The organism is Lacrimispora indolis DSM 755 (assembly GCF_000526995.1).
Classification (GTDB): domain Bacteria; phylum Bacillota; class Clostridia; order Lachnospirales; family Lachnospiraceae; genus Lacrimispora; species Lacrimispora indolis.
This window is the reverse complement of record NZ_AZUI01000001.1, coordinates 1,730,827-1,754,943: the sequence shown is the minus strand read 5'-3', so window position 1 is coordinate 1,754,943 and position 24,117 is coordinate 1,730,827. Positions and strand designations below refer to the sequence as shown.

The 24,117-nt window shown below is 43.7% G+C and carries 20 protein-coding genes; 19 read left to right on the top strand and 1 reads right to left on the bottom strand.

Translation table 11 applies throughout. The features are described 5' to 3' along the window. Window position 1: 1 nt before the first annotated feature. Window positions 2–1,867: a hypothetical protein gene (locus K401_RS0108390; RefSeq protein ID WP_027352519.1), complete on the top strand. Its 1,866-nt coding sequence runs from the start codon at window positions 2–4 to the stop codon at window positions 1,865–1,867. Between the two features lie 75 nt (window positions 1,868–1,942). Here K401_RS0108390 and K401_RS0108385 read toward each other — a convergent pair whose 3' ends face one another. Next, window positions 1,943–3,910 (bottom strand): methyl-accepting chemotaxis protein, encoded by a 1,968-nt coding sequence (locus K401_RS0108385; RefSeq protein ID WP_024292533.1) that lies wholly within the window; start codon window positions 3,908–3,910, stop codon window positions 1,943–1,945. Window positions 3,911–4,575: 665 nt separating this feature from the next. Between K401_RS0108385 and K401_RS0108370 the strand changes: the two genes are divergently transcribed. From K401_RS0108370 to K401_RS0108285, 18 genes are all read left to right on the top strand, one after another. Beyond that, window positions 4,576–6,597: a BglG family transcription antiterminator gene (locus K401_RS0108370; RefSeq protein WP_024292531.1), complete on the top strand. Its 2,022-nt coding sequence runs from the start codon at window positions 4,576–4,578 to the stop codon at window positions 6,595–6,597. Window positions 6,598–6,618: 21 nt separating this feature from the next. After that, the gene (locus tag K401_RS0108365) at window positions 6,619–7,101 is read left to right on the top strand and encodes a PTS sugar transporter subunit IIA (protein WP_156945258.1); all 483 of its coding nucleotides are present in this window, start codon (window positions 6,619–6,621) and stop codon (window positions 7,099–7,101) included. Beyond that, a complete protein-coding gene (locus tag K401_RS0108360; protein WP_024292529.1) occupies window positions 7,098–7,415 on the top strand; it encodes a PTS fructose transporter subunit IIB in 318 nt (105 codons plus the stop codon). Before K401_RS0108365 ends, K401_RS0108360 begins: the two co-directional genes overlap by 4 nt. A 15-nt stretch (window positions 7,416–7,430) precedes the next feature. After that, window positions 7,431–8,513, top strand: coding sequence for a PTS fructose transporter subunit IIC (locus tag K401_RS0108355; protein ID WP_024292528.1), 1,083 nt, complete (start codon window positions 7,431–7,433; stop codon window positions 8,511–8,513). Window positions 8,514–8,528: 15 nt separating this feature from the next. Then, complete coding sequence (locus K401_RS0108350) at window positions 8,529–9,392, top strand: ketose-bisphosphate aldolase (RefSeq protein ID WP_024292527.1); 864 nt, start codon at window positions 8,529–8,531, stop codon at window positions 9,390–9,392. 12 nt (window positions 9,393–9,404) lie between these two features. After that, window positions 9,405–10,595: an iron-containing alcohol dehydrogenase gene (locus tag K401_RS0108345; protein WP_024292526.1), complete on the top strand. Its 1,191-nt coding sequence runs from the start codon at window positions 9,405–9,407 to the stop codon at window positions 10,593–10,595. A gap of 137 nt (window positions 10,596–10,732) precedes the next feature. After that, window positions 10,733–11,071: a hypothetical protein gene (locus K401_RS0108340; protein WP_024292525.1), complete on the top strand. Its 339-nt coding sequence runs from the start codon at window positions 10,733–10,735 to the stop codon at window positions 11,069–11,071. 57 nt (window positions 11,072–11,128) lie between these two features. After that, the gene (locus tag K401_RS0108335; protein ID WP_024292524.1) at window positions 11,129–12,622 is read left to right on the top strand and encodes a PTS transporter subunit EIIC; all 1,494 of its coding nucleotides are present in this window, start codon (window positions 11,129–11,131) and stop codon (window positions 12,620–12,622) included. Between the two features lie 15 nt (window positions 12,623–12,637). After that, the gene (locus K401_RS0108330; protein WP_024292523.1) at window positions 12,638–13,285 is read left to right on the top strand and encodes an N-acetylmannosamine-6-phosphate 2-epimerase; all 648 of its coding nucleotides are present in this window, start codon (window positions 12,638–12,640) and stop codon (window positions 13,283–13,285) included. Between the two features lie 178 nt (window positions 13,286–13,463). After that, window positions 13,464–14,276 carry a MurR/RpiR family transcriptional regulator gene (locus K401_RS0108325; RefSeq protein ID WP_024292522.1) on the top strand — a complete coding sequence of 271 codons (813 nt, stop codon included), beginning with the start codon at window positions 13,464–13,466 and terminating at the stop codon, window positions 14,274–14,276. 114 nt (window positions 14,277–14,390) lie between these two features. Next, window positions 14,391–15,119 carry a MurR/RpiR family transcriptional regulator gene (locus K401_RS0108320; protein ID WP_024292521.1) on the top strand — a complete coding sequence of 243 codons (729 nt, stop codon included), beginning with the start codon at window positions 14,391–14,393 and terminating at the stop codon, window positions 15,117–15,119. Window positions 15,120–15,299: 180 nt separating this feature from the next. Then, a complete protein-coding gene (locus tag K401_RS0108315; RefSeq protein WP_024292520.1) occupies window positions 15,300–16,907 on the top strand; it encodes a PTS transporter subunit EIIC in 1,608 nt (535 codons plus the stop codon). Between the two features lie 12 nt (window positions 16,908–16,919). Continuing rightward, entirely contained in the window at window positions 16,920–18,251 is a 1,332-nt protein-coding gene (locus K401_RS0108310; protein WP_024292519.1) for a 6-phospho-alpha-glucosidase, read from the top strand. A gap of 254 nt (window positions 18,252–18,505) precedes the next feature. After that, entirely contained in the window at window positions 18,506–19,261 is a 756-nt protein-coding gene (locus K401_RS0108305; protein WP_024292518.1) for an IclR family transcriptional regulator, read from the top strand. A gap of 302 nt (window positions 19,262–19,563) precedes the next feature. Beyond that, window positions 19,564–20,142, top strand: a complete 579-nt coding sequence (locus K401_RS0108300; RefSeq protein ID WP_024292517.1) for a hypothetical protein — start codon at window positions 19,564–19,566, stop codon at window positions 20,140–20,142. Further along, the gene (locus K401_RS0108295; protein ID WP_051153190.1) at window positions 20,123–21,088 is read left to right on the top strand and encodes an ABC transporter permease; all 966 of its coding nucleotides are present in this window, start codon (window positions 20,123–20,125) and stop codon (window positions 21,086–21,088) included. The genes K401_RS0108300 and K401_RS0108295 overlap by 20 nt, the downstream gene beginning before the upstream one ends. Window positions 21,089–21,107: 19 nt before the next feature. Further along, window positions 21,108–21,971, top strand: coding sequence for a carbohydrate ABC transporter permease (locus K401_RS0108290; RefSeq protein WP_013270840.1), 864 nt, complete (start codon window positions 21,108–21,110; stop codon window positions 21,969–21,971). Between the two features lie 36 nt (window positions 21,972–22,007). Then, window positions 22,008–24,110 carry a type 2 periplasmic-binding domain-containing protein gene (locus K401_RS0108285; protein WP_024292515.1) on the top strand — a complete coding sequence of 701 codons (2,103 nt, stop codon included), beginning with the start codon at window positions 22,008–22,010 and terminating at the stop codon, window positions 24,108–24,110. Window positions 24,111–24,117: the final 7 nt, after the last annotated feature.

The window sequence follows — 24,117 nt, the reverse complement described above, 5'->3', positions numbered from 1 at the left end:
GATGAGCGTTATAGTCCATAGTGTCATGGCAATGGTGCTTTTGTGTTCTTTATGCGGCTATATGATGTTTACAAGGGCAAGGCTGAGGCTTCAGGCGGAATTTGTTCCTGTTTTTGTCTGCTCGGCCATTGCCTGTGCCGTTTATCTTTGCGGACTGGCCGGATTTTTGCTGCAAGGGTCATCGGTTGTATTAGCGGCAGGGATTCTTTTGTTTCTCTTCTATTTATCAAGGCTTGTCAGGGAAAAGTCCTATAGAAATTTCCGCTTTTCCCTGTTTCAGGCAGGATTTGCCCTTGGGAGCCTGTTCTTTTTCCAGCTTTTACTGGCCAGCAGGCTGATCCATTACGACAATTTTTCCCACTGGGCCATAGTGGTCAAGCAGATGCTAAGTACCAATGCATTTCCGGATGCGGCATCTGCTCTGATCGATTTTAAAAATTATCCGCTGGGTTCTTCCTCATTTCTGTACTTTGTCTGCCGTTTTGCAGGAAATTCCCAGGGCATTATGCTGGCAGCTCAGGGGATCCTGATCTTTTCCTGCTTTTATGCCTTGTTTGGGGTGATTGGAGAAAAGAAGAGGTTTTTGCTGTTCGCTTTTCTGGCTGCAGGCTGTTCCCTGTTGTCCGTATTTAACATTACCATACGGATCACCAACCTGCTGGTAGATTTTCTTCTTCCTGTTTATGCCCTTGTGTTATTTGTGATGATATACAGATATAAGAAGAAAATAGAAAAGGCCTGTATCAGTATGATTCCTGCAGCAGGACTTTTAATGATCATAAAAAATACGGGAATCATATTTGCGGGAATCGGGTTTTTGTATCTGATCTATGCCTGGCTAAAAAACAGGGACAAGCTTTTTTGGAAAAGCGGGCTGGAAGTGTTTCTTTCAGCCGGAGCGGCCTTTCTTCCATATTTGTTATGGAACATACATATGGCGGAGGGATTTAAGGGGACAGAGAACAAGTTTGAAGTTTCCGCCCATAACATCCGAAACGTTTCCGGCGGGAAAAGCCCGGAAGAGATCCGGCAGATCATGGGACTGTTCGTCAAATCCGTGTTTGACATCACCAGCCGCCCTGCTATGGGGATTCTGGGTTTTAATATTGCTGCAATAATTGCCAGTGTGTTTGTTGCCGTCATATTAAAAAAGAGCTGGAATCTGTGGAAGGCACTGATCGCATTAAACCTGGTTTTGATGGGCTATTATCTTGGCATACTTGCCCTTTATATTTTTTCCATGCCTCTTGACGAGGCTCTTCGGCTGGCTGGGTTTGAGCGTTATGCATCAAGTATTGTGATTTTGTTTGCAGGAGGGCTGGTGCTGTGCGCGGCCGTTGATATTGAAAAATCCTTTTACTACAGATACGGAGAGCTTCCGGACTACCGGGCTTTTAAGACCGTAGAGAGCAAGGGGCGGTATCAGAAGGGCATTATCTTTTTTACGGCCATGGCAATCGCCCTGCTGATGTCGGAATACAATGGCATGCAGACCATCAGGAGTTCCTACAATGCCACTCTGCCTTACAAGGTATCCCGCGTTACGGGGGATCGCTGGTATTCAAGCGGAAAGGTGGATGAAAGCAGGTATTTGTTTTATGCATCAGATGCGGATGGCCAGGTGACGGATTATTACCTGCAATACATAGGGAAATATATGCTTTATGCCTCCAATGTAGATGGGATTTGTGCGTTTTATGAGGATAACCTGATCCATTTGTTAAGCAACTATAATTATCTGGTTGTTGTTGAAAGCGATGGGGACGCAAAATATCTGCTGAAAAAGTATTTCGGCGTCTCCGGAAAAGAGGGAGTCTATCGGATCGTTCACTCCCGGAAGGGGCTGGAAGTGAAACTGACGGGGTGAAAGGCTGTATACAAAAATAGCCGCTTCATAAAAGAATGGTGATGATCATTTCTTTATGAAGCGGCTGTGTTTTATTTAAAATTTAAACTGTTCCATAAGTCCCTTTAATATCTGAGCCTGACCGGAAAGTTCTTCGCTTGTGGCCGCGCTCTCTTCTGCTGTGGCGGAGTTAGTCTGAACCACACTGGATATCTGGTCGATCCCCAGGGCTACCTGGGCAATGGAACTGGCCTGTTCCTGGGACGCTGCGGCAATTCCATATATCAGAGAAGCCATTTTTTCAGAGGAGGAGGCGATCTGTTCCAGAGAATTTGCTGTTTCCCCTGCGATATCCGTACCCTTCTGCACAGAATAGGCAGAGCTTTCGATGAGGGAGGCGGTATTCCTTGAAGCCTCTGCACTCTTTGATGCAAGATTGCGCACTTCATCGGCAACGACGGCAAACCCTTTTCCGGCTTCCCCGGCACGGGCGGCTTCAACAGCGGCATTTAAAGCCAGGATATTGGTCTGGAATGCGATATCCTCAATTGTCTTTATGATCTTTCCGATTTCCCCGGAGGTCTGATTGATCTCGTTCATGGCATCGGTCATCCTCTTCATCTGCTCTTTCCCGTTTTCCAGATGGGAGGAGGCTTCTTTAGCCTGGAGAGTGGCCTCTTCTGCGTTTTTGGCATTTAGATCTACATGAGAGGATATGAGGCTTATGGTGGCGCCCAGCTCTTCCACGGAACTGGCCTGTTCCGTAGCTCCCTGGGAGAGGGCCTGTGCACCTGCGGAAACTTGTTCCGCACCGGAGGCTACTTCCTCCGCAGAATGGCTGATCTGTAAAAGTGTCTCACTAAGCCTAGACCGCAGCTGGGTCATGGCCTGAAGGATTCCGCCGAAACCTCCTGCATAGGCGGATTCACAGTTGGAAGAAACCGTTAATCTGCCATCTGCCATCTCGTTGAGAATATGATCCACATCTCCGATGATCATTTTCAATCCGTCCACCAGCTCTCTGGTGGCGCCTGCCAGCACGCCGGTTTCGTCCTTGGTATTGATTACAGGAACAGGAGAATCTAAGTCGCCCTGTACCAGTTTCTTTAGGCGTTCAGCACAGGCAGTTATGGGATTTCCGATTTTTCCTGCCAGAACAACGGATATGATTCCGGCTACAATCAGTGCCGCAATAAGCAGTACCGCTGAAATGACGATTCCGGTCATGGTGGCGCCCATAAAGTCTGTCATGGGCGCTTTAAGACCAAAGCTCCAGCCGTCAGTCCCTTCAATGGGCGCATAGGCCAGGAATTCCTTTACACTTCCCCTGTTGTAACGTCCAAATCCGCTTTTTCCTTCTGTCATTCCCTTTTCAAGAGCTGCCAGGGCGGCCAGCCCGGGATCTGTCTTTGCAATGTCCTGGGTATTTGTCCCATTGATTACATTCTCCATATCCACATCAGCGATGACCCCGCCGTTTTTGTTCAGTATGTAAGAGTTGCTTCCCTTGCTTATCTTTATGCTGGCAACGATATCATTTAAAAAGGTTTCAGTGGGGACAAAATATACAACACCTACTACTTTGGTATCCGGAACGCCCTTATCCCACAATGGGGCGGATATGATAATGGTAAGCTCTCCTGTGACCTTGCTGATCAAGGGATCGGAAACCGCTGTCTCACCCTTTATGGACCTTTGGAAATAATCCCGGTCAGAATAGTCCTTTCCATCGAATATGCTGACCCCGTCTGTTCCCAGTATGTTTCCCCGCTGAAAACCGTGAGACTTTGCTTTCTGGTCCATGAGGATCTTTTTATCTTCCACACTGGTTTCACTGCTGGAAAGACGGTTGGTGCTGCCGACTTCATAGGCAATGTTTTTATAAATATCCAGCTCTTTGGAAACCCGCTGGGAAGCGGTGAGGGCAAGTTCCGTCATGGTCTGGTTCATGGTCCCGATCATGCTGGAATAGTTTAAATAAATGCTGGTACCTCCCACTGCGCATAAAGAAATAAATACTGTCAAAGCCATGCTGAGCAATATTTTTGTTTTAATACTCTTCATAATCATTTCTCCTTTGTACTTTGCTTAAGCCTGAAATAACAGGAACGGAAAGCAGAGCTTCTATATCATTAAGTATACTTTATGATGGTAAAAATGTCTAATTTCTTTTTCTGTATTCTATAGAATATCATGGAGAAATCATTATGAAAGGTGTGGAGCATCTTTTATACGCAGTGCCTGGAAGGAACCTGTATTCCGGTCCTGCACCACATGCCGGGGAACCTCCGTTCATATGATATTAATATCGTTTATCCGGATTCATCGGAAAGCTTTTCCTATGGATTTTTGGTGCAGGAAAAAAGGCTGCATTTACTTACCGCTATTAGAGGGCTGCCTGTGCGGAAATATTCGATAAAACGCTGACGAAATAAAACAAAATATATGGGAAACAGTAAATAATGGTTATTAAGGGCTATGCCCGGAAGAGTTTTATATATTCTTCCGGGCTTATTGTTGTATGGTAATAAGGAAAGTTCCGGAACGGTTTCCATGCATGTAACAGGCTCTGTTTCCCTTAGGGGTCACCTCCGTTCAAATGATTGTGCCAATAATTTAGGAGTAATCTATCAAATGTTGCAGAAAAGTTGACGCGCACAAAAAATACGTGCTGCTATAATGTGTATAACAGACAATGAAATACAGAAAAGAGAGGGGTATTAAGCGATATGACCGGTCGGCAAATGAATATTCTAAACTACCTGCGGGAACAGAAAGATTTTGTAACTGTTTCAGAAATCTCCCGTGTGATTCAAGTGTCTGTAACAACCATAAGAAATGAATTAAACGTGATTCAGGATACCATTGACCAAGCGAACCTGGGAAAGATCTGCAAAAAACCCCATAAAGGCATTAAGCTCGAGATGGCCGAGGAAGCATGGAACCAATTATTGTTCCTATCGGAGGAATCACAGCTGAACAGTGATATTCCTGAAGCAAAATATCAAATTATTTATTATTTACTGACAGATTGTAATTTGAGCCTGTCTTATATTCAGAAAAAGTTTTATATAAGCCGTTCCTTCGTGGAAAAGCTGCTTCCTGATTTAAAAAAATGGTTTCAGATATATGGAATCAATTTTGATAAGAAAAGAGGAAAAGGGTTTCAAATCAAATATGAAGAATTCCAATGGCGCCTTGCTATGTGGAATCTCTTCTTAAGTGTGAAGCAGGAAAACAGTAAGGACTATCTGCCCGGAAAACAGATGGAATACCAGGCAATTGAATATTCTTTCATGGAAAGCTTCCTAAAGGGGTTTGATACTTCCGGAGTCAACAGGGCCATATATCATCTGGAGGAAGCTTATGGTTTTTCTTATGGGTATGAAGCACATATTCAGATGTTTTTCCTGCTGTCCCTTTGTATTATTCGTTCCAGGCAAAAACATATGATACGGCTTCCGGCAGCCCCTCCCGTTAAAATATCAGGTGAATTTTCCGGAATGATAAAAGAAGAGCTTATCAAAATGCTGGAAACCTGTTATCAGATGAAATTGGACTCAAATGAAAAGGATTATGTAGGGTTTGTTGTAGAGATCTCAGATATACAAAAGTTTCACAGTATGAATGGAATGTGTGTGTGCCAGGCGGAGAATCTGGAATTGTGTTATTTTACGTTTCGTATGGTGTCCTTAATGAGCGATATTGTAAACGTAAATCTGAGGTCAGATACATTTTTTCTGGAAAGCCTGTTTCTGCAGCTCCATTCAATGATACCAAGATTAAGATACAATATAAGAACTGAAAATCCGCTCCTTAAGCAGGTAAAACAGCGGTATCCCAATATTTTCACAGCAATATCCGCTGTCAGCGTTTATTTTCAAAAGGAGCTTGGACTGGATATCAATGAACATGAGATGTGCACATTAGCGCTGCTGCTTGGAGGCGCAATCGAAAGAAGCTTATCAACAGTTGCTGCCTGCGTTGTGTGTGATTACGGTTTAGGCATATCCCAGTTGCTGAAAGAACAATTGGAACGTACCATTAGTGACATAAAAATTGTGGATGTTCTTTCCGTCAGGGATCTTAAAAAGATCATCCATATACCTTGTGACTTAATCATCACCACCATTCAGTTAAAAAACATCTGCTATGGAAAAACGGTGGTTGCCGTAGAGCATCTTTTAACAGCTAATGATATTAAAAATATTGAGGATGCCATGAAACTGGTTCGCAGGAGGAACATAAAAAACAGGCAGCATTGCAGTAAGTTAAGTATCTGTAAAAACCTGTTTTATGAGGAATTTATGTTTCTCCACATGGATGTCATGGATAAACAAAGCCTTATGAGTCTTTTATGTAAAAAGCTGACTGAAGCGGGATATGTGACGGATCAGTTTCTTCCGTCGGTCATGGAGCATGAAGTAACGGCTCCCACCGCACTTGGAAAAGGGATCGCATTGCCCCACGGATTTGCAAAGTATGTCATGCGGCCTACAGTAGCCATTGCAACACTTGCAGCTCCTATTTTGTGGCAGGGTAAGGAAAAGGTTGATGTCATTTTCCTTTTGGCCTTTAACCTTGATGAAGCAGTTGGTATGAAGGAAGAAACCATAAAGTTCTACAGTGTTTTTTTGGACCTTCTCGACGAAACGGAGAATATCAACAAAATCAGACAGGCCGGTGATCCGGAGGCGTTGGCAGAATTGATGAATCAAAAAATCATGAATGCAGTTGTATTAGAGGAATAAAAACAGAGGAGGAGCCTAAGTATGGCGGCACATGTAACACATATGACAATAGAGGATGTGATTCAGCGCTCATGTATTAACCTGCACTTAACCGGCAGGACAAAAGAGGAAATCATAATGGAAATGACGGATATGTTTTTTAATTCCGGAGCCCTTTCTTCGAAAGAACTTTTCTTAAGGGATGTGTATCAGAGGGAAATGGAGGGGCCAACCGGAATCGGCAATCAGGTAGCCATTCCCCATGGGAAATCAGATGCGGTTATTCGTACTTCCATGGCAGTTGGCAGGGCAGATCATGAGATTGAATGGGAAACACTGGGCGATGGAAACAGCAGGGTATTTGTTATGTTTGCTGTTAACAGCGCAGACAAATCGGAACTGGTTTCACTATTATCACAGGTGGCAGTTGCATTATGTGATGATAAGGTTATAGAAACATTATTGTTGACAGAAGATGCGGAAGAAATCTTCACACTATTCAATCACAAGGAGGGAAGCAAGTGAAAATTGTCGGTGTAGCAGCCTGTACGGCGGGGATCGCCCATACCTATATGGCGCGGGAAAAACTGATGAAAGGGGCAAAAGCGAGGGGGCATGAAGCCAAAATTGAAACTCAGGGTACCATAGGTACAGAACATAAGCTTACAGATCAGGATATATTGGAAGCTGATGTGGTAATTCTGGCAGTGGATGTAAAGATCTCAGGGGAGGATCGGTTTAAGGGGAAACCGGTCATCCGCGTAGGAACAGCCGTTGTAATTAAAAATGCAATTGGATTCATAGAAAAGGTGGAGAAGGCAATCTCAAACAAAAAGTAAAGGAGGAGATAAAAAATGAAAGAGCATGGAGTGATAGCATTCATTAAAAAACATGTATTGACGGCAATTGGTTACATGATTCCTTTAGTAGTAGCGGCCGGATTGTGCATGGCACTGGGACAGTTTATTGACGGGGATGTCCGTAATTCCACATCTGGTATCGGTTACTTCTTATATAAGGCAGGCGGATTTGGTATGTCAGCCGTAGTGCCTGTAATCACTGCCGGTGTGGCCTATTCCATGGCAGACAAACCAGGAATCGCGCCTGGACTTATATTGGGCTTTATTTGCACGGAGATCAAAGCCGGTTTTATCGGAGGCATTGTAGCCGGTTTTTTAGTCGGGTATCTGGTTCTGACTATTAAGAAATACATAAAACTTCCTCAGAATATGCAGGGGTTAATGCCTGTCATGGTAATACCCGTACTGACCACTGCCGTTGCCGGAATATTAATGTTCACAGTTGTGGGTCAGCCGTTTGCCTGGCTTCAGGTAACGCTCACTTCTGCAATCTCAAGTCTTCAAAGCGGTTCAAAGTTTGTATTTGGAGCTGTACTGGGAGGGATGGCCTGCTTTGACTTCGGAGGGCCTGTAAACAAGACCATGTCTACATTTGTCAATGGACTGATGATAGACGGTGTCATTGAGCCGGAAGCCGTGAAGTTTGTTGGCTCCATGATTCCTCCTTTTGGCATCGCCATCTCCTGCCTGCTTACCAGGAATAAATATACCAGGGCTGAAAAAGAAGCTTTGAAGGCCGCTGTTCCTATGGGCTTTTGTATGATTACAGAAGGTGTTATCCCAATCGCTGCAAGAGATCTGGTCAGGGTAGTTTTTGCATGTGTCTGCGGTTCTGCGGTAGCAGGTGGTTTATCCATGACCTGGGGCTGTGGTTCTCCGGTACCGCATGGGGGCATGCTCTCGGTACCTCTGTTCACCAATCCGGTGAAATTCTGTCTGGCGCTGGCTATCGGCAGTGTGATTACAGGAGTGATATTATCCGCAATCAAGAAAAAGGTGACAGAAGAGGATGAAGATTTTGAAGATCTGGGAACTGTCACCGCTGATATGGAAGATATTAAAATAGAAATGATTTGACAAGGGGAGAAGAAAATGCTGATTAATATGAATGAAATGCTGAAAATCGCAGAAAAATACCAATTTGCAGTTGGAGCTTTTAATGCCACGGAAAGTTCTCTGTTCCGGGCTGTCGTCGAGGAAGCAGAGGACAGCAATTCTCCTGCGATTATTCAGGTGGCACCGGGGGAGTTTGATTTTGCCACTAGGGAATTCTATACATATGTAAGGGAACGGCTGGCAGAAAGCAGAGTACCGTTTGTGCTCCATCTGGATCACGGTAAATCCCTGGAGCACTGTATGAAGGCGGTTCAGGCCGGTTTTACTTCTGTCATGATCGATGGTTCCGAACTTTCGTATGAAGAAAACATCCGGATTTCAAAGGAAGTATCAGAACTTGCACATATGATAAATGTATCAGTAGAAGGAGAAATAGGGACCATTGGGGTCATGGATAATTCCGATGAGGGGGGAGTCAGAAATGTGACTTATACAAATCCGGAAGATGTTACGGAATTTGTTTCCCAAACCAATGTAGACTGCCTTGCCATTGCAATTGGCACGGCACATGGAATATATCCCAAGGAATTTAAACCACAGCTGCGGCTTCAGCTGTTGAGAGAGATAAAGAATGTATCTCCTGTTCCTCTGGTTCTTCACGGTGGAAGCAATAATCCTGATGAAGAAATACGTGAAGCGTGTAAAATCGGAATACGGAAAGTAAATATATCCAGTGATTTTAAATATGCCTTTTTTAAAAAAGTAAATGAAGTAATTGAAGAGACCGGAGGCTTTATACCTGCTAAAGTATTTACACCTGGAATTCTTGAGGCGCGTAAGGTGATTCGGCAAAAAATGGAATTATTTGGTTCCCTGGGAAAAGCGGAATGCTACAGGTAGAGGAGTATATGTATGATAAATTTTAGGTTTTCCAATACAACCGAAATTGTATTTGGAAGAAATACGCAGAATTTGATAGGGGAGAATATCAGAAAATACAGCGATTGTAAAAAGGTCCTGATCGTATATGGCTCTGACCGGATAAAAAAGAACGGGCTTTTCAACACCGTTGTCAAAGCGCTGAAAAAAGAGGGTTTCTGTTACTGCGAATTGGGAGGAGTCCGGCCAAATCCCAGGCTCGGTCTTGTGAAACAGGGAATCGAACTGTGCAGAAGTGAAACAGTGGGCTTTATCCTTGCAATCGGAGGCGGCAGCTGCATTGATACTGCAAAAGCCATTGGCGTAGGAGTACCCTATGAAGGAGATGTATGGGATTTTTATCTTGGGAAAGAAGTTCCCCAAAAAACGCTGCCAACTGCGGCAATATTGACAATCCCTGCGGCAGGAAGTGAAGCAAGCCTGAGCTCAGTCATTACAAATGAGGATGGCTGGTACAAAAAAAGCATTAATCTGGACTTGATCCGCCCAGTCTTTTCTATTATTAATCCGGAATTAACTTTTAGTTTACCTCCCTATCAGATCAGCTGCGGAGTTGTGGATATGATGACTCATATCATGGAACGGTATTTCACTAATACTGCTGAAGTGGATTTAACAGACAGATTATGTGAGGCTGCCTTGAAAAGCATTATTGTAAATGGACTGGCAACGCTAAAGGAGCCTGATCATTATGATACAAGGGCTGAAATTGTATGGGCGGGAACATTAGCTCACAATGGGCTGTTAAATACCGGGCGGGAACAGGACTGGGCTTCTCACAGAATTGCATTGGAAATGAGCGGAAAATACGATATTGCTCATGGGGCAAGTCTGTCCATTGTTTATCCTGCCTGGATGGAATATGTATACAGCCACGATAAAAACAGGTTCGTCCAATTTGCAGTAAAGGTATGGGATGTAGACATGTCCTATGGAAAAACGGATGAAATCTGCCTGGAAGGTATTCGGAGGATGCGTGAATACTTTAAAAAGCTGGGTATGCCTCTTACTTTTTCTGATGCAGGACTTCCTGCCGATGCTTTTGAGGAAATGGCAGATAAAGCCACCTTCAAGGATACAATTCCTGTAGGGAATTTCGTTAAAATAGGGAAAAAGCAAATGATTGATATCTATGAGCTTTGTACAAAGGAAATCAAACTATAGTACATAGAATATAATTAGAATCTGATCGGTACGTTGCTTGGAGAGGGTCCTGATGAACCGCCTTAATGAAGCAGAACAGATACTTCCAAAATAACAAAAAAATGAATTTTAATATCTAAGAAATGGGAGAGCCTTGTTTGAATACAGGCTGCTCCCATTTTTGTGTTGAAAGGAGTGAGTTTTATAAAGAGACTGGTACTGAAAGAACTATAACAGATTTATTGAAATGCCTTGGCCGGAAAAATGGAGATAATTCATTTTCAGATGGTCACAGAGAGAATCGAAGGCAGCGGGAAACTGACGGGTTCCTGGGGCCTGATGTGGTCAGAATGTATAAGGCTTATTTAAGAAGCAGAATATTTAAAAAAGTGAAGAGATTTCTTTTGGCAAAAAAAGGACTTGTTATTAAAATTATTATTACTAAAAATGTATTGACTAAAATTATTTTATATAATATAATGAAGATACCTAAATAATATAAAAAGTTTCAATGTTAATTGTGCAATATGCACGTAAAAAAGGGGGTATTATTTATGTTTAAACAACTGCAAAAATTGGGTAAGGCATTTATGCTGCCTATTGCCATTCTCCCGGCAGCAGGTCTTCTTCTGGGAATTGGTGGAGCACTGTCTAATCCAAACACTGTGGCAGCCTATCCATTCCTGAACATTTTTGCTCTCCAGGCCATATTCACGGTTATGAGCAAAGCGGGCGAGGTAGTGTTCGGAAATCTGTCACTGATCATGTGTATTGGTCTGGCTGTGGGCCTTGCAAAGAAAGACAAGGGTACGGCAGGACTGGCGGCTGCGGTTGCGTTTCTGGTTATGAACGCATCCATCGGCGCATTGCTTTCCGTCTTTAATCCTGAAGGCAGCGCCATTGACACCGGAGTTGTGGGATCTATTGTAATTGGCTGTATGGTCACTTATTTCCATAACAGGTACCGGAATATCCAGCTTCCGGCTTTTCTGGGATTTTTCGGCGGCTCCCGTTTTATTCCGATCATATCTTCCTTTGCGGCAATTTTCGTTGGTACCGTATTCTTCCTGATCTGGCCAACCTTTCAGAGATTGCTGATTTCCAGCGGGCAGGCCATTGCAGGAATGGGAGTGTTTGGGACCTTTTTGTATGGATTTTTAATGAGGCTTTGCGGAGCGGTGGGACTTCATCATATGATCTATCCCATGTTCTGGTATACGGAATTAGGCGGAGTTGCCACTGTGGCAGGCCAGCAGATTGCAGGCGCTCAGAAGATTTTCTTTGCACAGCTGGCTGATCCTAATTTTACAGGAATGTATACCGAGGGCACACGGTTTTTTGCTGGCCGTTTTGATACCATGATTTTTGGATTGCCTGCAGCCTGCCTTGCCATGTATCACTGTGTTCCGGCAAAGCGCCGCAAAATGGTATTTGGTTTGTTCTTCTCAGCGGCCCTCACATCGTTTTTAACAGGAATTACCGAACCCATTGAATTTATGTTCCTGTTTGTAGCGCCGTGGCTGTATGTGGTTCATGCACTTTTGGATGGCCTTTCCTTCGCAATTGCGGACCTCTTAAGCGTGCGCATCGGAAATACTTTTTCCGGCGGGATCATCGACTTCACCTTGTTTGGAATATTACAGGGCAATGCAAAAACCCACTGGATCTATGTGGTGGTGGTAGGCATTTTCTGGGCGGCTCTTTACTATGTGCTGTTCCGTTTTCTGATCACAAAGTTTAATATACCCACTCCAGGCCGGGAAGAAGGCGAGGATGACGAGATCAATGTGGAAACAAAGGGCACTATAGCCGAAACCGCGGTTCGTGTGCTTGCTGCTTTGGGCGGTAAGGAAAATATTGAGGATTGTGATGCCTGCATCACTCGTCTGCGTGTGGCTGTAAAGGATATAAGCAAGGTTGACAAAGACGCAATCAAGCGGGAAGGAGCGACGGCCGTACTGGAGGTGAAGGGAGGAATTCAGGCGATATTCGGAGCGAAAGCAGATTTAATAAAATCAAAAATAAATGAGATAATCGGTGAGGACTAAGGAGATGTGTTGCTTATGAATAGAGGTTTAATTGTATCCTGTCAGGCGCTTCCACAGGAGCCCCTGCACAGTTCATTTATCATGGGACGTATGGCAGTGGCGGCAAAGGAAGGCGGCGCAATCGGTATCCGTGCTAACAGCGTTGAAGATATCGAAGAAATCAAAAAAAATGTGGATCTTCCGATCATTGGAATAATCAAAAAAGTATACGCAGAGGGCAAACCTTATATAACGCCCACATTGACAGAGGTGGACGCTTTGGTCCGTACCGGCGTGGATGTGATTGCGGTGGATGCTACCATAAACCAGGATGTGGATTTTCTCCATAAGCTTCACGAAAGGTACCCCAACCAGAAATTTATGGCTGATATTTCAACGGAAGAGGAGGGCCTGCGTGCAGATGAAATAGGATTTGATTTTGTGGGCCTGACCCTGCTGGGATATACGCCTCAGTCTTTGGGACTGGATAAATTTCAGGTGCTTCAGTCCCTGATTGCAAAGTGTAAGCATCCGGTCATTGCAGAAGGAAATTTCAACACGCCGGAGCAGGCAGCAAAGGCTATTGAGCTAGGCGCTTACGCCGTTGTGGTGGGAACTGCGATCACACGCCCCCAGTGCATCACTCAAAGATTTGCCGAGGCGGTGTCAAAGGTTTCTAAATAAATTTATGCAGCCCTTCCTGCAGCTTTCTATAGGAAAGCGGGGGAAGGGCTTTTTTTTGTCTTTTTGATGGAACCTTTTTGTTTTTTTATTGTGACTATGATATAATATGAACATTTAGTGAGATATTTATCGGGTTTCGTGTCATGGAGAAAACAACAAAAGTACAAGGGGTACCAATATGGACATTCTAACATCAATTCAAAAAGAATATCAGACTTTTACAGATAAAGAACGAAGAATTGCAGATTATATCCTACAGGAAGGCAACAATATCCGGAACATGAATATCTCTGTGCTGGCCGCTACCGTGGGAGTTTCTGACGGTACCATTACCCGGTTCTGCAAGAAGGTAGGGAGCAAATCCTTTGCAGAGCTGAAAATCCAGCTTGGGAGCGCAGGGGCAGGCAACAAAATTGCCCACTCCGACGATCTCGTGACCCAGGTGTATGATTTTTACAAAACAGTAATTGAACATTCTAACAAGATGATGGATATGAAGGCACTGGGAGACCTGGCAGACCAGATCGTTAAAGCGGGAAATATCTATGTCTTTGGAGTCGGGTCATCAGGGCTGACTGCTGATGAAACCATGCTCCGCTTATCACGGATGGGATTTCATGTGCAAAGCGTGACGGATTCCCATTTGATGCTGATTTACAGCTCTATTTTGGGGGCCGGGGATCTGATCATAGCCATCTCCATATCCGGTGAAACCGCTGAAGTCGCCAATGCGGTCAGAGTGGCGAAGCAGAATGGGGCAACGGCCATCTGTCTTACCAGCTTCACTAACAGCACCATTGCACAATGTGCGGATTTTTGCTTTCCCGTAGTCAATCCTCTGTTTGTTGACCAGGAACGGTTTGTGAACAGCCAATTATCAGCTCTTTATATGATTGATCTACTTTGTCTGGTTCTGTTAACCGATGAAAACAGGAAGAAAAAGATGAATATTACGGTAGAAACCATTGTTAAGCAGTCTCATTTGAAGTAGATTGTTTTAGATGATTCCTTTATCAGGGTAGTGTAGATTAAAAAATGATTGGGTAAAAGGCGGAGCGGGCAAGTGCCTTCCCAGCTGGCGTATCCCACTGAAAGAAAGGATTTCATGAAATTTGATGTTTATAAACTGGCAGACAAATACAAACTGACAGACACGGAAACCCAGATATTAAATTATATCCTGGAAAATAATCAACAGGTACTTCATATGGCGGTACGTGAAGTGGCAAACTTAAACTTTGTGTCTGCCGCAACCATAATTAAATTATCAAAAAAGATGGGATATACCGGATATACGGATATGATATACCGTCTTAATTTCATGATGACAAGCCATCGGAAAAATAAAGAAAGGCTGTCGGACATCACCAGCTTTATCAACGATATACCGGATGAAATTTTAAGTGATTTCATGAACCAGTTAAAGAGCCATAGAAATGATATTATTTTAGTATCAGCCACCGGCTTTTCTTCTACCCTGGCGGAATATATAGAGCGCAAGCTTCTGGTAACCGGTTTCCGGGTCATTAAGACCAACGCCTATGCGGTCTATGATAAGAACCGGCTTGGGGCATCCCTGGTTCTTGTGGTTTCAAAGAGCGGTGAAACGGATACCATTGCAAAGCTTGTTGATTATGCGAATGAAAATCAGGTGGACGTCATTTCCTTTACCGGGGAACAGAGCAATCACATTGGGCGAAAGTCTGCGGTAAATATTCCCATTCTGGATGACAAGACGCTGGATGACCGGAATCTTCAGTCCAACTATTTTTATGCACGGGTGATTGTGGTATTTGAATATTTAATGAGTCAGGTAATGGAAGAACTGGATTAGTCCGGTTCTTCTTTTTATTTTCCCGTATTGGAACATATTAGTAACAAAAGTAAATATGTTCACTATATGGTCAACATGTTGTGAATAACGGGGAATATATTTTGGTTTGTGTGCAAGTGTGATAAAATTCCATAGCAAGGTAATTACCAGTGAAAACAAAAATGTATGGAGGAATACGAAATGAAGGATAAAGCAGTAAAAGCGATGCAAAGCTTTTCCAAGGCTATGATCGGGCCGGTGTTATTTTTACCTGTGGTAGGTATGATGATTGCCCTGACCGCGATCATGACCAATACCGCATTTGTTTCTGAAGGAGGACCGGTGTGGACCATCGGCAAATTTTTTAACAGCATGCTGAATTCCATTATGGGGAATTTAAGCATTCTGTTCTGTGTGGGAATTGCAAACGGCATGGCAAAGAAGAAAAAGGCAGATGCATCATTCGTGGCATTGCTGGCATATATCATGTTTTTAGGTGCCAACAGCAAGTGGCTGGAGCTTTCCGGGAAGATGGTGGAAGGGGCAACTGCCGGGGCCTTATATGGCACGGGACAGACCATTCAGTTAGGATTCCATGTGACGGATATGGGCGTGTTTCTTGGCATGATCATCGGCGTTTTGGTGGCTCTGGTTCACAACAAACACTGTGATACCGAGTTTAAGGGCGGATTCGCTCCTTACGGCAACAGCAAGCTTGTTTACATGATCATGATTCCCATTATTGCAGTATTGAGCATTGGCGTGACTTATGTGTGGCCGGGAGTTGCAAGCGGAATCTCCGCATTAACCGGTTTTATGAGCACGGCCGGGGCAGCAGGCGTATTTGTATACGGATTCTTAAACCGGTTCCTGATCCCGACGGGATTGCATCACTTGATCTGGTCTCCCTTCCTTTATTCGGCGGTGGGCGGACAGGCGGTGATCGGCGGGGAAAACGTTATCGGTGCAAAGCCCATCTTCCTGGCATTGCTGAGTGATCCGGCAGCAGGAATGATGCCGGATACCTGTCGTTTCCTGACTTATGGTCTGGTGAAGACCTTTGGTATCATCGGCGTGGCACTTGCTTTCTATGTAACCGCCAAGAAGGTGAAAAAGGCAAACTTAAAAGCCCAGATGATCCCGGCCACCTTAACCGCAGTGATCGCCGGCATTACAGAACCGCTGGAATTTACTTTTATTTTTGCAGCACCTTTGTTATGGCTTGTATATTCTGTTCTGGATGGCTTTTTCCAGATGGTGGTTTATTTGATCGGTGTCCGCGTCTGTGCCACCAATGGGATCCTGGACTTCCTGGTGCTGAATCTTCCGGCAGGAGCCGGCAGAACCTTATGGCCCTTATACGTACTGGTGGGTCTGGTGGAGATTCTTGTGATCTTTGTGGTGTTTAAGTTTATGATCGAAAAGCTGAACTTAAAGACACCTGGACGAGAGGATGATGATACGGAAGCGGCTTTGGATTTAAATGCCAATGCAGCAAGCGTTAAAAAGGAATTAAAGGCAAAACAGTCCGGAAGCGGAGAGACTGAGGAAGAAAGACTGACCCAGGGCAGGACCATCATAGAAGCATTAGGCGGAAAAGATAATATCTTAAGTCTGGAAAACTGTTTTTCCAGGTTAAGAGTGGAAGTTGCAGACAGTTCAAAGATCGATGAAGCGGCTTTAAAAGGGACCGGAGCGGCCGGCATTATGAAGAAAGGAAATGCTGTTCAGGTGGTATACGGTCTCAGCGTTTCCAAAATGAGAACCTTGGTGGATGATGCGTTAGAAAAGATGGAATCAAACAAATAAGGAGGAAAAGACATGAACAAGACGTTTAAATTAGTCATTGTAGGCGGAGGCAGCACTTATACACCGGGAATTGTTAAAAGCCTGCTGGATCAGAAGGATCAATTTAAGCTTTCTGAATTAAGACTTTATGATACTTTCAAAGAACGCCAGGACAAAGTTGGAGTTTTGGTAAAAAAGGTCATTGAACTGTTTGATCCTGAGGTGAAGCTGGTTCTTACCACAGATCCGAAGGAAGCGTTTGAGGATGCAGATTTTATTTTTGCCCAGATGCGGGTGGGATTATATCACATGAGAGAGCTTGATGAGAAAATCCCTTTAAAATATGATGTGGTAGGCCAGGAAACCTGCGGACCAGGCGGCCTTGCATATGGCTTAAGAACCATTTATCCAATGGTGGAAGTCATTGATTACTGTGAAAAATATGCAAGCAGGGATTACTGGATCGTAAACTATTCCAACCCGGCCGCCATTGTTGCAAAGGCAATGTATAAGCTCCGTCCAAATGCCAGAATCTTAAATATTTGCGATATGCCCGTGGCAATCATGAGAAACATGGCAAACATTTTAGATTGTGACAGAAAAGACATTGTGCCGGATTACTTTGGATTGAATCATTTTGGCTGGTTTACAAAGATCCGTGTAGGGGATGAGGACCGTACGGAAGAATTAAAGGCTTATGTAAGAGAGCATGGCTATATGCCTCCTGATGAAAGAAGCGAAGTGCGTCATAATGACGCTTCCTGGAAGCATACCTTTGACAATGCAAAGAATTTAATGAGAATGTTTCCGGATTATCTGCCCAATACCTATCTGCAGTATTATCTGTTAGGGGATGAGATCGTAAAGCATTCGGACAAGAATTATACGAGAGCCAATGAAGTCATGGACGGCAGGGAAAAACGGATCTTCCAGGCAGTGGAACAGTATGAAACCACAGGGGAAATTGACATGACTCCATTCTTTACCGGCGTTCACGGAGAATTCATCGTGGAAGTGGCCATGAGCCTGGCGTTTAATTTAAAGAAACGCCATCTGGTTATGGTCATGAACAATGGCGCTGTCAAGAACTTGCCGGACGATGCCATGGTGGAAATTCCCTGCTACATTACCAAGGAAGGACCGGAAGCTACCAGAGTAGGGGAAATTCCCACCTTCTTTAAAGGGATGGTCGAGCAGCAGGAGGCTTGTGAAAAGCTGATCGTAGAAGCAGCAATAGAAGGAAGCTATGACAAGGCTTTGGCGGCATTTACATTGAATAAGACCATACCGTCAGCCATGGTGGCAAAACAGATTTTGGATGAAATGATTGAAGCCAATAAGGAATATTGGCCGGAATTAAAATAAACCAATCAATTACAGGAACAGTGTCAGATGGATCTGATTCCGGTGTTTGAAAATAGGGGAGTTTTTAACACGCCGGGGAAATACTGCATATTCAGTATTTCCCCGGCGCTTTGTATTGTTTCCGGTTATTTTATCTCGCATATTTTTCAAAAAGACAGAACATTGTGATACAATATTGACACTAAAGCAAAAAAAGAATACAATCTATATAATTGTGAATTTGATTCGTATATATAAACTTTCGGAGGTATGAGATGAATCGGACCGTGGAACGCACATTTATGATTTTGCAGTTGATAGCGAGCAGAAAAAGAGGGATCACCTTACAGGAGATTACAAATGAAATGGGAATGGCTAAGAGCAGTGTTTTTGTCATCGTTCAGTCATTGCTGGAGTTGAATTATATTACAACCCTTCGTGATAATGATAAAAAGTATTGTTTGGGAATAGAGACCTTTTCTTTGGGTATGAAGTATGTGGATGATATGAGCCTTATAAAAGAGTGCACCGTAAATTTACAGCCAATAGCTGAAAAATATAATAAAACGGCTTTTGTGGCAGTTTTAAACGGAACCAAGATCGTATACGTTCATAAATACGTGGCTCAGAATGCCAGACTGGCTTCATGCGCCATTGGAACCAGAAAGGATGCCTATGCCACTTCCCTTGGAAAGGCGATTCTTGCATTTTTGCCGAAAGAGGAACAAAGCGCAATTATCGATAAGATTGATTTTAAGCCATTGACAGACTACACCATCACTTCCAAAGAGCAGCTGCTGGAAGAGCTTAGGAAAACAAAAGAGCGGGGATATTCCTTGGATCAGAGAGAACTGGAGGATATTACCAGCTGCTGCGGAGCCCCTATTTTTGACTATTCAGGAAGAGTGGCAGCGGCTGTTTCCTTATCGGATATCTACAACGAATCCATTGATGACGAGCAGGTTGCCCAGGAGTTAAAAGAAGTGGCTATGAACATATCAAAAAATTTAGGATATCATCCCAATCCGTGATGTCTTCTTTTTTATTTCACAAACAATGTCAGCTATGCGAGAAAACCGCCTTTTGCTTTTCATGATGAAATGCAATGCAAAAGGCATTCTCGCATTTATTATTTGTCCTGTTTTGAGAAGAAATATTGCTAATATGTAGCAGAACAATATAAAGTGCACATTTATATTGACAAAAATAGAAATGAAATGTATAATATGCTCATGTTAAAAACTTAGTTCTTATATATGAACTTTTTCGGTTTTAAGATCTCTTTTATAGAGATCTCATTTATTAAACAATATCGTGAACGGAGTTCTTAATTATGAACAATACAAAAGGAATTGTTTCTTTCCGTTATCTGGACTTATTGTTTTTTTCCATACTTGCGGCTGTTTCAGAGATTATGAGCTATGAGACTCTGAAATTTTGGAGCAGCAGCTTTTATTTCAGCTTTTCCATGGCCCTCTGTCTCATATCCATGATCCGCTGGGGAGCGGCCGGAGTGGCAGTAGCCATGATCGGAGGCATACCCGGCATCCTGTTTTCTGATATGCCGTTTTGGTCCGGATTTTTATTTTATGTCTTGTCAAATGCATTTATAGGAATTCCCATGCTGGTTTATGGACACAGAAACAGGGATACCATTGCCAACGGGCATGTTTTTCTGCTGCTTTATATCTTTCTTTCTCACTGCAGCCTGTCTGCGGGAAAGGGAATGATTATATTTTTACTGACCGGAGAATTAACAGGAGCCATGGATTATTTTGGGGCGACATTTTTTCCTTTGATGATCAATATCATTGTGTGCTGTGTGCTGCAAATGCGGAAAGGGCTTATCTGTGATATGAGATATTATTTTACTGAGATGGAAGGAGAAGGGAATGGAAACGGAAGAAGTTAAGATGCGAAAACCGCAGACAAAAAAGATATGGAAGGCGGTGAGAAAGGATTGGCGTTTGTATGTGCTCCTGCTTCCGCTGGTGATCTGGTTTGTTTTGTGGGCCTATAAGCCAATGGGAGGGCTTCTCATTGCATTTAAGCGGTTTGACCCTCAGTTTGGAGTCTGGGGAAGTGAATTTAAGGGGATCGACAATTTTATCAACCTGGTTGCAGGTGTCAATCAGGTTGAGTTCTGGCAGGCATTCAGAAATACTTTTATCATCAGTGCCTACAGCCTTATATTCGGATTCCCCGTCCCCATTATCATGGCTTTGTTATTTGCTGAAATCGGAAATGATACGGTCAGAAAATTGACGCAGACAGCCACCTATCTGCCTCATTTTCTCTCAGAAGTTACGATTACAGGCATTGCCCTTATGCTGGTATACAGCGGTGTCCGCTCAAGCGGAATCATTGCCTCTTTGTTCCAGCACATAGGACTGATTGAGCCGGGAATGTCCATCATGCAGAAATCCAATTATTTCAGGCCTCTCTATATTATGGTGGGGATCTGGAAGGAAAGCGGATACAATTCCATCGTTTATTTTGCAGCGATTATGGGAATTTCCCCTTCTCTGTACGAGGCGTTAAAAGTAGACGGCGGCAATAAATTTCAGGAAATCCGCTTTATCACATTTCCGGGAATGGCTCCGACTCTGATCATCATGATCATTATGAGGATCGGAAGCATGCTGACCATTGGTTATGAAAGGGTTTTGCTTTTATACAATGCGAACATTTATGTGACAGCAGATGTGCTTTCCACCTTTGAACAAAGAATCGGTATTTTGTCAGGCAATTATGGAATTGGAGCCGCAGTAAGCCTGTTCAATTCACTGATCGCGTTTGCACTGGTGATCGGTGCCAATACGATCAGCAGAAATATATCGGAAACATCCCTGTGGTAGATTAGGAAAGGCGGAAACGATGGAGCGCTTAAACAGAAGTGAAAAGATATTTAAGGTATTTTCCTATACGATGATCATCATCTTTGCATTGCTTGCCCTGTATCCGGTTTTGTACGCGTTCAGCGTGTCGATCAGCGGAAAGGTGGCGTATGAAAGCGGCCAGATTGTACTCCTGCCAAAGGAAGTGACATTTCAGGCTTACGACATGGTGCTGCACAATAAAGGCTTTTGGATCGCATACACCAATACCCTGTTCTACACCGTACTTGGTACTGCCTGGAGCATGGCCATTTCCATTACAGGTGCTTATGCGCTGCAGAAAACAAAGCTGATGTTCAGAAGGCAGTGGAACTTTTTGCTGGTATTTACCATGTGGTTCAGTGCTGGAATGATTCCCCTGTATTTAAATTATAAGACCATGCACGTGGATAACCGGTGGGGAATGATTATAGCCTTTGGTGTTCAGGCATATAACATCATTCTTCTCAGAAATTATTTCAGCAGCATTCCCAAGGAGATAGAAGAAGCTGCAATCATGGATGGGGCCAATGAGTTCCAGATGCTTGGAAAAGTTTACATACCCATGTCAACAGCCAGCATTGCAACAGTAACCTTGTTTTATGCCATTTCAAGATGGAATGGTTATTACTGGTCAAGGATGCTGCTGGCAAACCCCTATGAGCAGCCGCTGCAGGTATACTTACGGCAGCTGATTGAAAACTATCAAAAATTATACGATGAATCACCGGTCAATCTTGCATATTCCGCAGACAGCCTGGCTTATGCCATCATTATATGCTCGATCATCCCAGTGTTAGTTATTTACCCTTATATTCAAAAGTACTTTGCAAAAGGCGTGAATATGGGGGGAGTAAAAGGATAAATGATTTATTCGCCATAAGGCAGAAGGAGGATTTTTATGAGAAACAAAGTAGCAGGGGGTATTCTGTGTGCCGTTATGCTTGCATCGGCATTGACCGGATGCGGTTCTTCCGTTGTGGATCAGGCATCGACCCGGGCAGCAGAAGAAACACAGCCGGAAACCAGCGAGGAAGCAGGCGATCAGACTGATTTAACAGATATGGTTGAATTAAAGTTTAATATTGCCAATGGAAATAAGTCCAGGACCATGACTTACAACCAGGAGTCTCCATTGACTCTGCCGGATGGCACCGTTGTCACAGCCGGTATGTTAAAACCAATGTGGTCTTATATGGAAAAGGAATTAAACAGCAAGTTTTCAGATGTGACGGTACAGGATGTGAAGGCAACTGATATGATCCAGACAGAATCCACATCAAATTTCTCCGGGGCCAATATCTATGGAGGCGAATCCATTGCAGAACGCCTTATGTTTTATGGAACCGAAGGAAAATTCGTGAACTTAAGCGAAATGATGAAAACCGGCTATATGCCTAATTTTAAAGAATATTTATCTAAAAATCCTGACGTAAAGTCTGCGATCACCGCTTACGACGGAAATATTTATCACGTGCCTTATATTGCGGAACTGAATCAGATAGCAAGGACCTTTGTTATCCGTGAATCCTGGGTCACCGGGCTTTTGGATGCAGAAGGCGCCGCCTATGATAAGAATTCCTTTGATGTGCATTATAAAGGCTTTTATGTGGAAAACAACCGCAGAACAGGAGAAAATGGTGGAACAGTTACTCCAAAAGAAGGAATCGACATTGTAAAGAAAACGGACCAGGATATTATTGAAATTCAGAATGCCCTGGAAGTAAAAAATGGCGAAACCTTGACCAATGCGCTGATCCAGTACATTAAGGATAATTACGATTATGAAAACCCGTCGGAATTATTTCTGGGGGAAAAGGCTGCCTATGACATTGATGAGATGATCGCCCTGATGCGCTGCATTAAGGCAAATCCCACTCTGCTGACCAATGGAAAAGCAAACGTGGTATGGCCTCTTTTTGTCAGGCAGTCCAACTACCGGGAGGATTTGCTCCGGTTATCTACATATTTTGACGGTGTGAAGGTCCATGGTGCAGACTCCTACGGCGCAAGATGGTACATTGATGAGAACGGACATATCCAGTATACCTACTCAAAAGAAGGCGTGTACAATGTCCTGCAGTATTTATCCATGATGGAGGCGGAAGGGCTGATCTATTCCGATGCATATGATCTGACTGAAAAGACCAATTACCGTTCTACCTTATGGGGGACCGATGAGGGAGAAGCTCCATCCTTTGGATTTATGACATACGACTGGATTGCTTCCTCCACTTCTGATTCTTTAAATCCGGATACCGTTGTGATTCTGCCTCCGGTTGCCAAGGTAAACGGCGCATGGCAGTATTATCTGGATAACGGAAGAGCCATTAAGCCGGACGGCTGGGCAATTTCCGCAGCAGGTTCTACGGAAGCTCAGATCCAAAGGGCATGTGCAGTTATGGACTACCTTTTTACAGAAGATGGAAGCAGATTGCAGAATTATGGCTTGCCGATGAACCTGGAAGAAGGAAAGACATATACAGGACCTGATGGATTACAGTATCCGTTATTTACCAGCTGGGTATATGAAACCTCAGGCAAAGTGGCAAAAGGAGATTTATCCACGTTCTTAAGAGACTGGATGGGCTGTCTGATCCCAATTGGATATCAGAAAGAAATCGGTTTTGAGTACCAGTATACATCTGAACGGGGATTTGAAGGCTGGGCTCTTCTGCAAAATTCAACAACCAATTTTGCAACTTATGCGGGAAAAGGAATGAGCGGGGATAATGCCAATTATTATAAAATGGTGCCGCCGGTCTTCTCCCTGACTTCCAGGCAGAAAGAAACGATTTCAGATACAACATCCCTTGATACAGAGGACATTGTAGAATACATGTTTAATATCGTCCGTTACCAGGCAAAAGGCAATGCGCCTCAGGGTGCGGTAGTGGCTAAAAACTATGAAGAATATGCGGCAGAATTTAAGAAGCGGGGACTTGAGATTTATGAAGAAACCTATCAGGCTGCCTATGACGTCATGACATTGGATAAACAGTAGTTAAACC

Bases quoted from the DNA above. Each gene is read 5' to 3' on its own strand.
- K401_RS0108390 (WP_027352519.1), top strand. From the start codon at position 2: ATGAGCGTTATAGTCCATAGTGTCATGGCAATGGTGCTTTTGTGTTCT.
- K401_RS0108385 (WP_024292533.1), bottom strand. From the start codon at position 3,910: ATGAAGAGTATTAAAACAAAAATATTGCTCAGCATGGCTTTGACAGTA.
- K401_RS0108370 (WP_024292531.1), top strand. From the start codon at position 4,576: ATGACCGGTCGGCAAATGAATATTCTAAACTACCTGCGGGAACAGAAA.
- K401_RS0108365 (WP_156945258.1), top strand. From the start codon at position 6,619: ATGGCGGCACATGTAACACATATGACAATAGAGGATGTGATTCAGCGC.
- K401_RS0108355 (WP_024292528.1), top strand. From the start codon at position 7,431: ATGAAAGAGCATGGAGTGATAGCATTCATTAAAAAACATGTATTGACG.
- K401_RS0108350 (WP_024292527.1), top strand. From the start codon at position 8,529: ATGCTGATTAATATGAATGAAATGCTGAAAATCGCAGAAAAATACCAA.
- K401_RS0108345 (WP_024292526.1), top strand. From the start codon at position 9,405: ATGATAAATTTTAGGTTTTCCAATACAACCGAAATTGTATTTGGAAGA.
- K401_RS0108335 (WP_024292524.1), top strand. From the start codon at position 11,129: ATGTTTAAACAACTGCAAAAATTGGGTAAGGCATTTATGCTGCCTATT.
- K401_RS0108330 (WP_024292523.1), top strand. From the start codon at position 12,638: ATGAATAGAGGTTTAATTGTATCCTGTCAGGCGCTTCCACAGGAGCCC.
- K401_RS0108325 (WP_024292522.1), top strand. From the start codon at position 13,464: ATGGACATTCTAACATCAATTCAAAAAGAATATCAGACTTTTACAGAT.
- K401_RS0108320 (WP_024292521.1), top strand. From the start codon at position 14,391: ATGAAATTTGATGTTTATAAACTGGCAGACAAATACAAACTGACAGAC.
- K401_RS0108315 (WP_024292520.1), top strand. From the start codon at position 15,300: ATGAAGGATAAAGCAGTAAAAGCGATGCAAAGCTTTTCCAAGGCTATG.
- K401_RS0108310 (WP_024292519.1), top strand. From the start codon at position 16,920: ATGAACAAGACGTTTAAATTAGTCATTGTAGGCGGAGGCAGCACTTAT.
- K401_RS0108305 (WP_024292518.1), top strand. From the start codon at position 18,506: ATGAATCGGACCGTGGAACGCACATTTATGATTTTGCAGTTGATAGCG.
- K401_RS0108300 (WP_024292517.1), top strand. From the start codon at position 19,564: ATGAACAATACAAAAGGAATTGTTTCTTTCCGTTATCTGGACTTATTG.
- K401_RS0108295 (WP_051153190.1), top strand. From the start codon at position 20,123: ATGGAAACGGAAGAAGTTAAGATGCGAAAACCGCAGACAAAAAAGATA.
- K401_RS0108290 (WP_013270840.1), top strand. From the start codon at position 21,108: ATGGAGCGCTTAAACAGAAGTGAAAAGATATTTAAGGTATTTTCCTAT.
- K401_RS0108285 (WP_024292515.1), top strand. From the start codon at position 22,008: ATGAGAAACAAAGTAGCAGGGGGTATTCTGTGTGCCGTTATGCTTGCA.